The following is a 13,865-nucleotide window of genomic DNA, read 5'->3' on the forward strand; positions in this document are numbered from 1 at the left end:
GCGATGAGGCAGGACGGCTAGACGGTGCCGTGCGGGGCAGGACCATCAACGGATGGACCGCCCGCCCCGCGCGGCACCACTCCCCAGCGAGATTGAAGACTTCCCGAGGACGTGGGAAGCGGCGGGTTCAGGAGGACCTTTCGTGAGCGACGAGTACACGGCCGAGCGGGAAGGCGAGGGTGAGCGCGCCAATCTCGCGGTCACCGAGCTGCTGGCCAAGCTCGCCGAGCGGACCAACGAGCTGCAGGGTGTGCAGGCGGAGTTGGCCGAGCGCACCAACGACGTGCAGCGGCTGCAGGCCGAGTTCAGCAACTACAAGAAGCGGGTCGAGCGCGACCGCCAGGCGGTCAAGGAGGCCGCGGTGGCCGGCGCGCTCAGCGAGCTGCTGCCGGTGCTCGACGACATCGGCCGGGCCCGCGAGCACGGCGAGCTCGAGGGCGGCTTCCGGCAGGTCGGCGAGGCCTTCGAGGCGGTGACCGCGAAGCTGGGCCTGGCCCGGTTCGGGGCCTCCGGCGAGGTCTTCGACCCCAACCTGCACGAGGCGCTGATGAGCACTTCCTCCCCGGACGTGGAGGAGGTCAGCGTGCACGTGGTGTTCCGCCCCGGCTACCGGATCGGCGAGCGGATCGTGCGCCCGGCGCAGGTGCAGGTGGCCGAGCCCGGTCCGGCGCCGGACAGCGAGCCGGCTCCGGCCCCCGCCCCGGCGGCGGCCCCGAGCCCGGCCGCGGCGGCCGAGAGCGCGCCGGACGGGAGCACCAAGCCCGCCGACGGTGCCGCGGACGTCGACGACGACGACGATTCGGGGCTGTGACCGGCGCGGGCGCGGGCGACGGCGTGAACGTACAGGCAGGACCCGGACGGGAGGCGTGGGTTTAGGTGGCCGTCAACAAGGACTACTACAAGATCCTCGGTGTCTCGAAGGACGCACCGGCCGCCGACATCAAGAAGGCCTACCGGAAGCTGGCGCGCCAGTACCACCCGGACGCCAACAAGGGCGACGCGGCGTCGGAGGAGAAGTTCAAGGAGATCTCCGAGGCCTACGACGTCCTGTCGGACGACAAGCGGCGCAAGGAGTACGACGACTCGCGCTCGGTGTTCGGCAACGGCGGGTTCCGCGGCCCGACCGGCGGCGCGCCCGGCGGTTTCAACTTCGACATCGGCGACCTGCTCGGCGGGCTGTTCAACCGCGGCGGCGGGCCGACGACGACCACCGGCACCCGCAGCACCCAGGCCCGGCGCGGCGCGGACGTGGAGTCCGAGGTGACGCTGAAGTTCAGCGACTCCATCGACGGCGCCACGGTCTCGCTGCGCCTGACCTCGGACACCCCGTGCTCGGCCTGTTCGGGCACCGGGGCCAAGGCCGGCACCACCCCCCGGGTGTGCCCGACCTGCTCCGGCACCGGCCAGGTGAGCCGCAACCAGGGCGGGTTCGCCTTCTCCGAGCCCTGCCGGGACTGCAAGGGCCGCGGCCTGCTGGTCGACGACCCGTGCCCGGTGTGCCACGGCTCCGGCCGGGCCGCCAGCTCCCGCACCATCTCGGCCCGCATCCCGGCGGGCGTCCGCGACGGCCAGCGCATCCGGCTCAAGGGCAAGGGCGCCTCCGGCGAGCGCGGCGGTCCGGCCGGCGACCTGTATGTGGTGGTCCACGTGAGTCCGCATCCCGTCTTCGGCCGCGAGGACGACAACCTGACCGTGACCGTGCCCGTCACCTTCCCCGAGGCGGTGCTGGGCGCGGAGATCCAGGTCCCGACCCTGGGCGGCATGCCGGTGACGGTGAAACTGCCGCAGAACTCGCAGAACGGCCGGGTGCTGCGCGTGCGCGGCCGTGGCGTGCTCCGCAAGGACGGGACCAAGGGCGACCTGCTGGTGCGCTTCGAGATCGCGGTCCCGGCCGAGATCGGCGAGGACGCCCGGACGGCGCTGAAGAAGTACCAGGAGGCGACCGGCAACCACCACCCGCGGGCGGAGCTGCTGGAAGCCGCGAAGGGAGAGTAGACCGATGGCGTCGAGGAACCCGTTCCTGCCGTTGACCGACCGGACGCCCGTCTACGTCATCTCGGTGGCGGCACAGCTGGCCGGGATGCACCCGCAGACCCTGCGGCAGTACGACCGGCTGGGCATCGTGTGCCCGGAGCGCACCGGGGGCGGCGGCCGCCGGTACTCGGCCCGGGACATCGAGACGCTGCGCGAGGTGCAGCGGCTGTCCCAGGACGAGGGCGTGAACCTGGCCGGGATCAAGCGGATCCGCGAGCTGGAGGAACAGGTCGCGGCGCTGTCCCGGCGGGTGGCCGAGCTGGAGGCCGCGACCCTGTACCCGGCCCGGGCCGCGGGGCCCGCCGGGCCGCTGCCGGCGTCCCCGCCCGCCTCCCCGCTGCCGCCGGCCCCGCCCGGCTACCGCGGCGACCTGCTGCCGGCGCTGCCGGCGACCTTCACCACCGCGCTGGCGGTGTGGAAGCCGCAGGGCCGCTGACCCGCCGCCGGCCGGTGCGCGCCACCGGGCGGTGCGGGAGACACAACTGAATGTTCGGGGGGCTGATCTCTTGGAGGTTTCACAGTGGATTCGCAGAAGCTGACGACCAAGAGCCAGGAGGCCCTGAGCGTCGCGATCCGCGAGGCCACGCGCGCCGGCAACCCCCAGGTGGAGTCGGTCCAGGTGCTGCACGCCCTGCTCGGCCAGCCCGAGGGCACCACCCGGCCGCTGCTGGAGGCCGTCGGCGCCGATCCGAAGGCGCTGCGCGAGGCCGCCGCGGCGGCCGCCGAGCGGCTGCCCTCGGCCAGCGGCTCGACGGTGTCCGCGCCCACCCTGGCCCGCAACACCCTCAACGCCATGAACGCCGCCGGCGACGAGGCCCGCAAGCTCGACGACGAGTACGTCTCCACCGAGCACCTGCTGGTCGGCCTGGCCCTCGGCGACGACGCCACCGCCGATCTGCTCAAGCAGGCCGGCGCCACGCCGAAGGCGCTGCGCGAGGCGTTCACCAAGGTCCGCGGGTCGGCGCGGGTGACGTCGCAGGACCCGGAGGCCACCTACCAGGCGCTGGAGAAGTACGGCGTCGACCTGACCGCCGCGGCCCGGGACGGCAAGCTGGACCCGGTGATCGGCCGGGACGCCGAGATCCGCCGGGTGGTGCAGGTGCTGTCCCGGCGCACCAAGAACAACCCGGTGCTGATCGGCGAGCCCGGCGTCGGCAAGACCGCCGTGGTCGAGGGCCTGGCCCAGCGGATCGTGGCCGGCGACGTGCCGGAGAGCCTGCGCGACAAGCGGCTGGTGTCCCTGGACCTGGGCGCGATGGTGGCCGGCGCGAAGTACCGCGGCGAGTTCGAGGAGCGGCTCAAGGCCGTGCTCTCGGACATCAAGGACTCCGAGGGCCGGGTCGTCACCTTCATCGACGAGCTGCACACGGTGGTCGGGGCCGGCGCCACCGGCGACTCCTCGATGGACGCCGGCAACATGCTCAAGCCCATGCTGGCCCGCGGCGAGCTGCGGATGGTCGGCGCCACCACGCTGGACGAGTACCGGGAGCGGATCGAGAAGGACCCGGCCCTGGAGCGCCGCTTCCAGCAGGTGCTGGTCGACGAGCCGACGGTCGAGGACACGATCGCGATCCTGCGCGGGCTCAAGGGCCGCTACGAGGCGCACCACAAGGTCGCCATCTCCGACACCGCGCTGGTCGCCGCGGCCACGCTGTCGCACCGCTACATCACCTCCCGCTTCCTGCCGGACAAGGCCATCGACCTGATCGACGAGGCCGCCTCCCGGCTGCGCATGGAGATCGACTCCCGGCCGGTGGAGATCGACGAGCTGCAGCGCACCGTGGACCGGATGCGGATGGAGGAGCTGGCGCTGGCCAAGGAGCAGGACCCGGCCTCCCGGGACCGGCTGGCCCGGCTGCGCCGGGACCTGGCCGACCGCCAGGAGCAGCTCAACGCCCTGAACGCGCGCTGGGAGCAGGAGAAGGGCGGCCTGAACCGGGTCGGCGAGCTCAAGCAGCGGCTGGACGCGCTGAAGTCGCAGGTCGAGCAGGCCCAGCGGGCCGGCGACTTCGAGACCGCCTCCCGCCTGCTGTACGCCGAGATCCCGGCCGTGGAGTCCGAGCTGGCGACCGCCTCGACCACGGTGGACCAGGCCGAGGCGGTGACGCCGATGGTCAAGGAGGAGGTCGGCCCGGACGACATCGCCGAGGTGGTCGGCGCCTGGACCGGCATCCCGGCCGGCCGGCTGCTGGAGGGCGAGACCGAGAAGCTGCTGCACATGGAGGAGCGGATCGGCGAGCGGCTGATCGGCCAGGCCGAGGCGGTGCGCGCGGTCTCCGACGCGGTGCGCCGGGCCCGGGCCGGGATCTCCGACCCGGACCGCCCGACCGGTTCGTTCCTGTTCCTGGGCCCGACCGGCGTCGGCAAGACCGAGCTGGCCAAGGCGCTGGCGGACTTCCTGTTCGACGACGAGCACGCCATGGTGCGCATCGACATGTCGGAGTACTCCGAGAAGCACTCGGTGGCCCGGCTGGTCGGGGCGCCCCCCGGCTACGTCGGCTACGAGGAGGGCGGCCAGCTGACCGAGGCGGTGCGCCGCCGGCCGTACTCGGTGGTGCTGCTCGACGAGGTGGAGAAGGCGCACCCGGAGATCTTCGACGTGCTGCTCCAGGTGCTGGACGACGGCCGGCTCACCGACGGCCAGGGCCGGACCGTGGACTTCCGCAACGCGATCCTGATCCTCACCTCCAACCTGGGCACCGCCGGCTTCGACCTCACCGTCGACGAGGCGCTGGACCCGGCGCAGGCCCGCCTGGACCGGCGCCAGCGGGTGGAGACCGCCGTGCGCGGGGCCTTCAAGCCGGAGTTCCTGAACCGGCTGGACGCCCAGGTGATCTTCGACCCGCTGGGCACCGCCGAGCTGGGCCGGATCGTCGGCATCCAGGTGGCCAAGCTGGCCGCGCGGCTGGCCGACCGGCGGCTGGGCCTGGAGGTCACGCCGGGCGCCCGGGACTGGCTGGCGATCGCGGGCTACGAGCCGGCGTTCGGCGCCCGTCCGCTGCGTCGCCTGGTGCAGTCCGCGATCGGCGACCCGCTGGCCCGCCGGCTGTTGGCCGGGGAGATCCGGGACGGCGACACGGTGTTCGTGGACGTGGACCTGGAGAACGACACGCTGGTGATCGGCACCAAGGCCTGAGCCTTGGCGCCGCCGGCGAATAACCGCGCGATCAACGGTCGGCGGTGCGGCTAGTTTGGTGTCCATGCCATCCGCACTGCCGACCGTCACCGCCACGCGGTACGTGACCCCGCTCCGTGAGGGCGGCTCGCTCCCCGGCCTGGTCGAGGCCTCGGACCTGGGCACCTATGTGGTGAAGTTCCGCTCGGCCGGCCAGGGGCGCAAAGCTCTGGTCGCCGAGGTCGTCGCCGGGGAGCTGGCGCGGGCCCTGGACCTGCCGGTGCCGGCGCTGGTCGGCGTGGAGCTGGACCCGGTGATCGGCGCGGCCGAGCCGGACCGGGAGATCCAGGCGCTGCTCAAGGGCAGCGAGGGTCTGAACCTCGGGATGGACTACCTGCCGGGTTCCCTGGGCTACGATCCGCTGGCGTTCCCGGTGGAGCACGAGCTGGCCAGCCGGGTGGTGTGGTTCGACGCGCTGATCCGGAACGTCGACCGGTCGTGGCGGAACCCGAATCTGCTGCTGTGGCACCGCAAGCTCTATCTGATCGACCATGGGGCGTCGTTGATCTTCCACCACAACTGGCCCGGCGCGCAGAAGGGCGCGCTGGTGCCGTTCGACGCCGCCGACCATGTGCTCGCGGCGTTCGCGAAGGACATGCCCGGCGCCGATGCTGCGTTGGCGCCCCGGGTCACCGAGGAGCTGTTGCGCGCGGTGGTGGCGGTGGTCCCGGACGAATGGCTGGCCGACGAACCGGGCTTCGGCTCCCCGGACGAGGTCCGCGATGCCTATGTCGGCTATCTGCTGACCCGGGTCGCCGGACCGCGCGAGTGGTTTCCACAGGTTGTGGACAGCTCCGCGCAGGAGGCCGCGCGGGCGTCCGCGGGCGATCGCAAAGCACGGCTGAAGGCGAAGTACCCGAACTGGACGCAGGGACGGGTGAAGTGAGCGTTCAGCCTTACGAGTACTCGGTTCTGCGCGCGGTGCCGAGGATCGAGCGCGGTGAGTTCGTCAACGTCGGCGTCGTGCTCTACTGCCAGCAGCTCGACTTCCTGGGCTGCACCACGCAGGTGGCCCCGGCGCGGGTGCTCGCGCTGGATCCCGGCGCGGACGTCGAGGGCATCGAGGCGTTGCTCGGCGCGATCACGAAAGTGTGCTGCGGCGGGCCGGACTCCGGCCCGGCCGGACAGGACGCCCTCGGCCGGCGCTTCCGGTGGCTGATCGCGCCGCGGTCCACGGTCGTGCAGCCCGGTCCGGTGCACACCGGGCTGACCGCGGACCCCGCGGCGGTGCTGAAGCGATTAGCCGAAACGGTTCTCGGCTAGGTGTGGAGTGGTGTCGTGCGGTGTCGAGCGGTGCGGTGCGGCTAGGCGTCGCGGTGTGAAGCCTGCTCCGCGGCGGCTCCGCCCGGACCGGTGAGCCGCGACGACGTCTGGACGCCGCGCTTCGCGATGTCCGCGACCATCTCGCGATCGGCGCGGGCGGTCGCGCGAGCGTTGGCCTTCTCCACCAACACCGGCAGCACGCCATGGATGCGTCGCAGATGATTGACCCACGACGGGACGCAGATGACGCGGCTGCGGCGCCCGATGCCGTCCGCGACCGCCTGGCCGACCTTCTCCAGCGGGTAGACGCGGGACGCGGGACCCGGCGCGCTCTTGCGGAACTTGCCGAGGACCGGGTGCGCGTCGGCGCTGGTGACCAGGTCCGTCTTGATCCAGGAGAAGTACGCGACCCCGACGTCCACGCCGAGGTGCTTCACCTCGGCACGCAGGCTGTCGCCGAAGGCTTCGGCGCCGGCCTTGGAAGCGGTGTACGCGGCCAGTGCCGGGGCATGGATGAGCGCCGCCGCCGAGGAGACCACGAGGACGTAGCCCTTGTGCTCGATGACGTGCGGGAGCGCGGTGCGGACGGTGCGCCAGACGCCGAGCAGGTTGATCTCGATGGTGCGCTCGAAGGCCGCCGGATCGATGTTCCGGACGAACCCGGTCGGGGCCACGCCGGCGTTCGCCACGACCACGTCGATCCCGCCGTAGTGCGCGACGATGCCGTCGATCGCGGCGCCGAGCTGCTCCCAGGAGGTGACATCGGCGTCCCAGGCGGTGGCTTCGGGCCCGCAGGACTCCGCGGTCCTGCGCAGTTCCTCGGGCTCCAGGCCGACCAGCGCCACCTTCGCGCCGCGTCGGGCCAGACGGCGGGCGGCGTCGGCGCCGATCCCGCGTGCCGCACCGGTGATGACCACGACTTTGCCGCTGACGCCTTGCGGTCCCCAGGTTCCCATGACCGAACCCTACCGCCGGTAACTTACTGAACGGTAGGGGTCGGGTCGGGCGGCCGTCGGCGAGTCGCGGATCTACAGCGAGCCGCTGACGGTCTGGCCGAAGGAGTTGAAGCAGAACATGGGGGACGGGTAGAAAGCCGCCTTGCCGTACTGGTTGAGCGGCCGGACCTGGATGCAGGAGCTGCTGCCCGCCGGAATCTGGTACGAGTACGACGTGCCGCTGACCGACACTGTCTGGTCGGTGCCGCTGTCGACGGTGTAGTGCAGCTCGTAGCCGGTCGCGTCCCCGCGGGCCACCCACGTCACCTGGACGGTGGCGATGCCGACCCAGCCCGGGATGTTCACGGCGACCTCGCCGTGCCCGAAAGCCGCCGGCGGATTGTGGGCGGGAGGCGGGGCGGCCGTGGTGGTCGGCGGCGGAGGCGCGGGCTTGCTGGTGCTCGGCTTCGACGCCGGAGCGGTGGTCTTTGGCGCGGCCGCGGAGGAGGAGGTGGTGTGTGGCGGCTGGCTCGTCGTGGTCTGGCCGCCCGGGTTCTGCGAGGTGCCCGGCGACGTGGACGCGCCGGACGCGCCGGACGTGGGAGGCGGCGGGGCGCCCGGGCTGACCGCAGACGCCGGCGAGCCGGAGGGGGAGGGCGAGCCACTGGTGGAAGCGGAGGTGGTCAGTGGCGAACTGCCGGGAGTGGTGGCGGAGTTTTCGCTGCCGGACGGGAACGATCCGCCGGAATCCGAGCCCGACAGCGATTCGCCGACCTTCGCTGAGGACTTGGCGTCCGGGCTTCCCTTGCCGCCGGTGCCCTCCATGACCGCGATGGCGGCCAGGACGAGCGCGACGACCGCGGCCGTCGAGACGATCGCGATCCGCTTGCCGTTCCGGGCCTTCGGGCGGAGCGCCACCGTGCCGGCGGCGGCCGTGTCGTTGACGGTGTCCGGCAGCCCGACGCCGATCGGGGGCTGCTGCCAGTCGACGCCGACCAGCGGAGCCCAGGGAGCGTCGCCGAGTTCGTCGATCAGCTGCTGCGGAGTGGGACGGTCGTCGGGTTCCTTGGCGAGGCACCGTGCGACGAGGTCGCGGAGTTCCGGGTCGTCCTCGGCGACGCCTTCCAGATCCGGCTCGTTGTTGACGACCCGGTGCAGGATCGCCAGCGGCGGCCCGTCGCCGAAGGCCAGGCGGCCGGTCGCTGCGAACACTAAGAGCGCGCCGAGCGCGAAGACGTCGGAAGGGCTTTGCACCGCTCGGCCGTCGGCCTGCTCGGGAGACATGTACGCCGGTGTGCCGAGGGTCTGACCGGTGTTTGTGAGCAGCGAGGCGTCGATCGCCCGCGCCACGCCGAAGTCGATCACCTTCGGGCCGTCCGCGCCGAGCAGGATGTTGGACGGCTTGAGGTCGCGGTGCACGACGTCCGCCGCGTGGATCGTCTTGAGCGCGTCCGCTACTGCGGCGGCGAAGGAACGCAACCGCGCGGAGTCGAAGCAGCCGCCGCGCTCGATCGCTTCCTGCAACGTAGGGCCGGGCACGTATTCGGTCGCCAGCCACGGCCTGGGGCCGTTGGGCTGCGAATCGTAGATCTCAGCTATATGAGGACCGTGTACGCGTTGAGCTACATCCAACTCGCGCGCGAAACGCTTAAGGAACGCGGGTACTTCGGCGAGATCGGAGCGGATCACCTTGACGGCCGCTTGGCGTCCGTCGTCGTCGGTCGCCAAGAACACGCGTCCCATGGCACCCGAACCCAACTGCGTGAGCAGCCGGTACGGCCCGACCTTCGCTGCTTCCGAAGGCTCCGCCGAATCCCCCCTGGGTTCGGTGTGATGCGTAGTCAACGTGCTGCCTCCCCTGTCCGGCACTCCGGCCATTATGCGACAGGGGATTCAATTGGTGGCCGACGCTCAACGCAAGCGGCGGTCCTTGAGGACCGGAAGCGTCTCACGGGTCTGAGCCACTACCGCCGGATCCACATCCACGCGCAGCACCTCTTCCCCGGTGCCGGCCTCGGCCACCACGTTGCCCCAGGGATCGATGACCGCGGACCGGCCTCCGAGCACGACTCCGCCGTTCGTCCCCACACAGTTCGTCGCGAACACGAACACCTGATCCTCGATAGCGCGGGCCCGCAACAGGATCCGCCAATGTTCGATCCGCCGCTCCGGCCATGCGGAGCACATCACCAGATGCTCCATGCCCAGGTCCGTAAGGCTGCGGAACTGCTCCGGGAAACGGAGGTCGTAGCACGTGGCCAGGCCCAGCGTGCCCCACGGCGAGGGAACCGTCACCAGGTCCTCCCCGGCCCCCATCAGCGTGGCCTCGCCTTCGCTGAAGCCGAACCGGTGGATCTTGCGGTACTGCGCCGCCACCTCGCCGGGTCCGCGGAAGACCGAGGTGTTGTACAGGGTCCCGTCCGGCGCGCTCTCCACATAGGAACCGAAGTGCAGCCACAACTCAGGGCCGGAGCCCTCCCCCGCGCGCACCTTCTCCAACGCGGCCACCGGGCCGCTGTCTGCGATCGGTTCGGCGTGCTCGCCCCAATGCTTGTAGTCAAAGCCTCCGGCGACCCATAGCTCAGGCAGGATCACGAGCTCGGCGCCGGACGCCCGCTCGGCCTCGACCAGCTGCACCGCGCGGTCCGCGCGGTCCTCCGGCCGCTCCGAGTCGTCGACGGCCAACTGCAGAAGCGATACGCGCATAGTCCCGATCGTGCCAGAGGCGCGCCGGTTGTGAGAACCGGCGCGCCTCTTTAGAGGACTCCCAGGAGAAGATCCCTTAAGCGATCAGCTCCCTTAAGCGATCAGCTCCAAGCCAGCGCGGTCAGCGGGTCGGCCAGTACCGCGCCGACGTCCCGCAGCACCTTCGACCCCAGCTCGCCGTCGACCAGGCGGTGGTCGAAGGACAGCGCGAGGGTCGTCACCTGGCGCGGCTTCACCTTGCCCTTGTGCACCCACGGCTGCTCCCGCACCGCGCCGAACGCCAGGATCGACGCCTCGCCCGGGTTCAGGATCGGCGTGCCGGTGTCCACGCCGAACACGCCGACGTTGGTGATCGTCGTCGTGCTGCCGGTCATGTCCGCCAGCGCCGTCTTGCCCTCGCGCGCCACATCCGTCAGCGCGTTCAGGGCCCGGCCCAGCTCCACCAGCGACAGCGTGTCCGCGGCCTTCACGTTCGGCACGATCAGCCCGCGCGGCGTCGCCGCCGCGATGCCCAGGGTCACGTGGTCGAAGTAGACGATCTCATTGGTCGCCTCGTCCCAGCGCGCGTTGATCTCCGGGTTCCGCGCCATCGCCACCAGCAGCGCCTTCGCCACCAGCAACAGTGGCGAGACCCGCACGCCCCGGAAGTCCGGCAGCTCCTTGAGCCGCTGCACCAGCTTCATGGTCGGGGTGATGTCGATGGTCAGGAACTCGGTCACGTGCGGCGCGGTGAACGCCGACTGCACCATCGCCGCGGCGGTCGCCTTGCGGACGCCCTTGATCGGGACGCGGCGCTCGCCGTTGACGAACGCGGCGGCCGCGCCGACCGTGCCGACGTTGCTGGCCGCGGCGCTCGCGGGCGCCGCGCCGTTGGCGGCCGCGTGGACGTCGTCCCGGGTCACGGTGCCGTTGGGGCCGGTCGGGGCCACCAGCGTGAGGTCCACGCCGAGGTCCTTGGCCAGCTTGCGGACCGGCGGCTTGGCCAGGGCCTTGGCGCCGGGGGCCGCGGTTGCTGCGGGGGCCGAGGACGTCGTCGACGGTCCGGAGACGGCCGGAGCGGCCGCCTCGTGGGCCGCGGACTGCCCATAGTAGGCCGGGGCCGGGACGTCGTCGGCGACCGGCTCCTCCCGCAGCGAGGCGCCCATGACGTCGGCCGCCGTCGGAGTCGACGCCGCCGTCTTGCGCGGCCGGCGGCCGGTGGCGCCCGGCTTCACGCCGTAGCCGACCAGGACCGGCTCGCGCTTGGCTTCTTCCTTCTTCGGCGCCGCCTTGGCCTCGGCCGTCGCCGCGACCCCGGCGACCACGTCGTCGCCGCCCGCCGCGCCGCCGGTGCCCGGCGTGCTCGGGTCGAGGTCGATGCCGATGATCGGGGTGCCGACGTCGACCGTCTGCCCCTCCTCCACCAGCAGCTCCACGACCTTGCCGGCCCACGGCGAGGGGAGCTCGACGGCCGCCTTCGCGGTCTCGATCTCCACCAGGATCTGGTTGGTCTTCACGATGTCGCCGACCTTGACCGACCAGGCCAGGATCTCGGCCTCGGTCAGGCCCTCGCCGACATCGGGGAGGTTGAATCTCTTGATCTCACCCATGCTGTGCTCCCAGATCCCTTAGAACGCGAAAGCGCGGTCGACGCCGTCGAGCACCCGGTCCAGGTCCGGCAGGAACTCCTCCTCGACCCGCGACGGCGGATAGGGGGTGTGCGGCGCCCCGACCCGGATGACCGGCGATTCCAGGGAGTAGAAGCACTTCTCGGTGACGCGCGCGGCGATCTCGGCGCCCATGCCGAGGAACACGGAGGCCTCGTGCACGGTGATCAGCCGACCGGTCCTGCGGACCGAGGCGTAGACCGGCTCCAGGTCCAGCGGGGACAGCGTGCGCAGGTCGATGACCTCCAGCGAGCGGCCCTCCTGCTCGGCGGCCGCGGCCGCCTCCAGGCAGGTCTTCACCATCGGGCCGTAGGCGACCAGCGTGGCGTCGGTGCCCTGGCGCAGCACGCGGGAGGCGTAGAGCGGGTGCGGGGTCGCCGAGGGGTCCAGCTCGGCCTTGTCCCAGTAGCGGCGCTTGGGCTCGAAGAACACCACCGGGTCGTCGGAGGCGATGGCCTGCTGGATCATCCAGTAGGCGTCCACGGGGTTCGACGCGGCGACCACGCGCAGTCCGGCGGTCATCGCGAAGTACGCCTCGGGGGACTCCGAGTGGTGCTCCACCGCGCCGATACCGCCGCCGAACGGGATGCGGATGACGATCGGCATCTTGACCGTGCCCAGCGCGCGGGCGTGCATCTTGGCGACCTGGGTGACGATCTGGTCGAAGGCCGGGAAGACGAAGCCGTCGAACTGGATCTCCACCACCGGGCGGTAGCCGGACAGCGCCAGGCCGACCGCGGTGCCGACGATGCCGGACTCGGCCAGCGGGGTGTCGATGACCCGGGCGTCGCCGAAGTCCTTCTGCAGGCCGTCGGTGACCCGGAAGACGCCGCCGAGCTTGCCGATGTCCTCGCCCATCAGCAGGACCTTCGGATCGTCCTCCAAGGCCCGGCGCAGGCCCAGGTTGAGGCCCTTGGCGAGGGTGATCTGCTGTGTCTTGCTAGTCGACTCTGCCATCTCAGTGCGCACCCTCGAAAGATTCCCAGTAAGCCCCGTACTCTGCGCGTTCCTCGTCCATCAAGGGGTGCGCCTCGGCGTAGACATGGTCGAAGATCGAGACCGGCTTCGGGTCGGGCATGTTGACGCAGCGCGAGCGGATGTCCGCGGCCACGACGTCCGCCTCGTCGTCCACGCCGGTGAAGAACGCCTCGTCGGCGTGGCCGTTCTTCTCCAGGAAGGCGCGCATGCGCTGGATCGGGTCCTTGGCGCGCCACTCCTCCAGCTCGTCGGAGCTGCGGTAGCGGGTCGGGTCGTCGGAGGTGGTGTGCGCGCCCATCCGGTAGGTGAAGGCCTCGACCAGCATCGGGCCGTTGCCGCTGCGGGCCCGCTCCAGCGCGGCCTTGGTGACCGCCAGGCAGGCCAGGACGTCGTTGCCGTCCACCCGCACGCCGGGGAAGCCGAAGCCGGCCGCGCGCTGGTACAGCGGGACGCGGAACTGGCGCTCGTTGGGCTCGGAGATGGCCCACTGGTTGTTCTGGCAGAAGAACACCACGGGGGCGTTGTTGACGCCGGCGAAGACGAAGGCCTCGTTGACGTCGCCCTGGGAGGAGGCTCCGTCGCCGAAGTAGGCGATCACCGCGGCCTCACGACCGTCGCGCTGCATGCCCATCGCGTAGCCGGTGGCGTGCAGCGTCTGGGAGCCGATGACGATCGTGTAGAGATGGAAGTTCTTCTCGTTGGGGTCCCAGCCGCCGTTGTTTACGCCGCGGAACATCCCGAGCAGGTTCACCGGGTCCACGTCGCGGCACCAGGCCACGCCGTGCTCGCGGTAGGTGGGAAAGGCGTAGTCCTCGGCGGTCTGCGCCCGGCCGGAGCCGACCTGGGCGGCCTCCTGGCCCAGCAGCGGGGCCCACAGCCCGAGCTCGCCCTGGCGCTGGAGCGCCGTGCCCTCGGCGTCGATGCGGCGGACCAGGACCATGTCCCGGTACAGGCCGCGGTATTCCTCGGGCGACAGGTCGATCGAGTAATCGGGGTGCTCGACCAGATCCCCTTCGGGTGTCAGCAGCTGCACGAGGTCCGGCGCTGACGCGGCGGCCTTCTTCTTCGCAGCGGTCTTGCCACCCGCGCCCTTGCGTGAGGTCACCACTACATGTCTCCTCTACACGT

The 13,865-nt window shown here is 71.5% G+C and carries 12 protein-coding genes; 6 read left to right on the forward strand and 6 right to left on the reverse strand.

Annotated elements, in window-relative coordinates:
* Positions 1-142: 142 nt before the first annotated feature.
* From grpE to ABD481_RS26120, 6 genes are all read left to right on the forward strand, one after another.
* Positions 143-811 carry a nucleotide exchange factor GrpE gene (gene grpE, locus ABD481_RS26095; protein WP_344668388.1) on the forward strand — a complete coding sequence of 223 codons (669 nt, stop codon included), beginning with the start codon at positions 143-145 and terminating at the stop codon, positions 809-811.
* Between the two features lie 65 nt (positions 812-876).
* Positions 877-1,995: a molecular chaperone DnaJ gene (gene dnaJ, locus ABD481_RS26100; RefSeq protein WP_344668389.1), complete on the forward strand. Its 1,119-nt coding sequence runs from the start codon at positions 877-879 to the stop codon at positions 1,993-1,995.
* Positions 1,996-1,999: 4 nt separating this feature from the next.
* Complete coding sequence (locus tag ABD481_RS26105; protein WP_344668390.1) at positions 2,000-2,470, forward strand: heat shock protein transcriptional repressor HspR; 471 nt, start codon at positions 2,000-2,002, stop codon at positions 2,468-2,470.
* A gap of 84 nt (positions 2,471-2,554) precedes the next feature.
* Complete coding sequence (gene clpB / locus ABD481_RS26110; RefSeq protein ID WP_344668391.1) at positions 2,555-5,170, forward strand: ATP-dependent chaperone ClpB; 2,616 nt, start codon at positions 2,555-2,557, stop codon at positions 5,168-5,170.
* A gap of 64 nt (positions 5,171-5,234) precedes the next feature.
* Positions 5,235-6,095 carry a HipA family kinase gene (locus ABD481_RS26115; protein ID WP_344668392.1) on the forward strand — a complete coding sequence of 287 codons (861 nt, stop codon included), beginning with the start codon at positions 5,235-5,237 and terminating at the stop codon, positions 6,093-6,095.
* Positions 6,092-6,472, forward strand: a complete 381-nt coding sequence (locus tag ABD481_RS26120) for a DUF3037 domain-containing protein (RefSeq protein WP_344668393.1) — start codon at positions 6,092-6,094, stop codon at positions 6,470-6,472. Before ABD481_RS26115 ends, ABD481_RS26120 begins: the two co-directional genes overlap by 4 nt.
* A gap of 41 nt (positions 6,473-6,513) precedes the next feature.
* Here the strand turns inward: ABD481_RS26120 and ABD481_RS26125 are convergent, their stop codons facing one another.
* The 6 genes from ABD481_RS26125 to pdhA form a co-directional block, all read right to left on the reverse strand.
* A complete protein-coding gene (locus ABD481_RS26125; RefSeq protein ID WP_344668394.1) occupies positions 6,514-7,428 on the reverse strand; it encodes an SDR family oxidoreductase in 915 nt (304 codons plus the stop codon).
* 72 nt (positions 7,429-7,500) lie between these two features.
* Positions 7,501-9,285, reverse strand: coding sequence for a serine/threonine protein kinase (locus ABD481_RS26130; protein WP_344668395.1), 1,785 nt, complete (start codon positions 9,283-9,285; stop codon positions 7,501-7,503).
* Positions 9,286-9,318: 33 nt separating this feature from the next.
* On the reverse strand, positions 9,319-10,113 hold the full coding sequence (locus ABD481_RS26135) for a carbon-nitrogen family hydrolase (protein WP_344668396.1): 795 nt from the start codon (positions 10,111-10,113) through the stop codon (positions 9,319-9,321).
* 101 nt (positions 10,114-10,214) lie between these two features.
* Positions 10,215-11,702, reverse strand: coding sequence for a dihydrolipoamide acetyltransferase family protein (locus ABD481_RS26140; RefSeq protein ID WP_344668397.1), 1,488 nt, complete (start codon positions 11,700-11,702; stop codon positions 10,215-10,217).
* An 18-nt stretch (positions 11,703-11,720) separates the two neighbouring features.
* The gene (locus ABD481_RS26145; protein WP_344668398.1) at positions 11,721-12,716 is read right to left on the reverse strand and encodes an alpha-ketoacid dehydrogenase subunit beta; all 996 of its coding nucleotides are present in this window, start codon (positions 12,714-12,716) and stop codon (positions 11,721-11,723) included.
* Between the two features lies 1 nt (position 12,717).
* Entirely contained in the window at positions 12,718-13,845 is a 1,128-nt protein-coding gene (gene pdhA / locus ABD481_RS26150; RefSeq protein WP_344668399.1) for a pyruvate dehydrogenase (acetyl-transferring) E1 component subunit alpha, read from the reverse strand.
* Between the last annotated feature and the right edge of the window lie 20 nt (positions 13,846-13,865).

The sequence above is a fragment of the Catenulispora yoronensis genome (genome assembly GCF_039531695.1).
In the GTDB taxonomy this organism is placed as follows: Bacteria; Actinomycetota; Actinomycetes; order Streptomycetales; family Catenulisporaceae; genus Catenulispora; species Catenulispora yoronensis.

Excerpts from the sequence above, each read along its gene's own strand:
- ABD481_RS26105 (WP_344668390.1), top strand. The coding sequence starts at position 2,000 with ATGGCGTCGAGGAACCCGTTCCTGCCGTTGACCGACCGGACGCCCGTC.
- ABD481_RS26115 (WP_344668392.1), top strand. The coding sequence starts at position 5,235 with ATGCCATCCGCACTGCCGACCGTCACCGCCACGCGGTACGTGACCCCG.
- ABD481_RS26125 (WP_344668394.1), bottom strand. The coding sequence starts at position 7,428 with ATGGGAACCTGGGGACCGCAAGGCGTCAGCGGCAAAGTCGTGGTCATC.
- ABD481_RS26130 (WP_344668395.1), bottom strand. The coding sequence starts at position 9,285 with ATGGCCGGAGTGCCGGACAGGGGAGGCAGCACGTTGACTACGCATCAC.
- ABD481_RS26135 (WP_344668396.1), bottom strand. The coding sequence starts at position 10,113 with ATGCGCGTATCGCTTCTGCAGTTGGCCGTCGACGACTCGGAGCGGCCG.
- ABD481_RS26140 (WP_344668397.1), bottom strand. The coding sequence starts at position 11,702 with ATGGGTGAGATCAAGAGATTCAACCTCCCCGATGTCGGCGAGGGCCTG.
- ABD481_RS26145 (WP_344668398.1), bottom strand. The coding sequence starts at position 12,716 with ATGGCAGAGTCGACTAGCAAGACACAGCAGATCACCCTCGCCAAGGGC.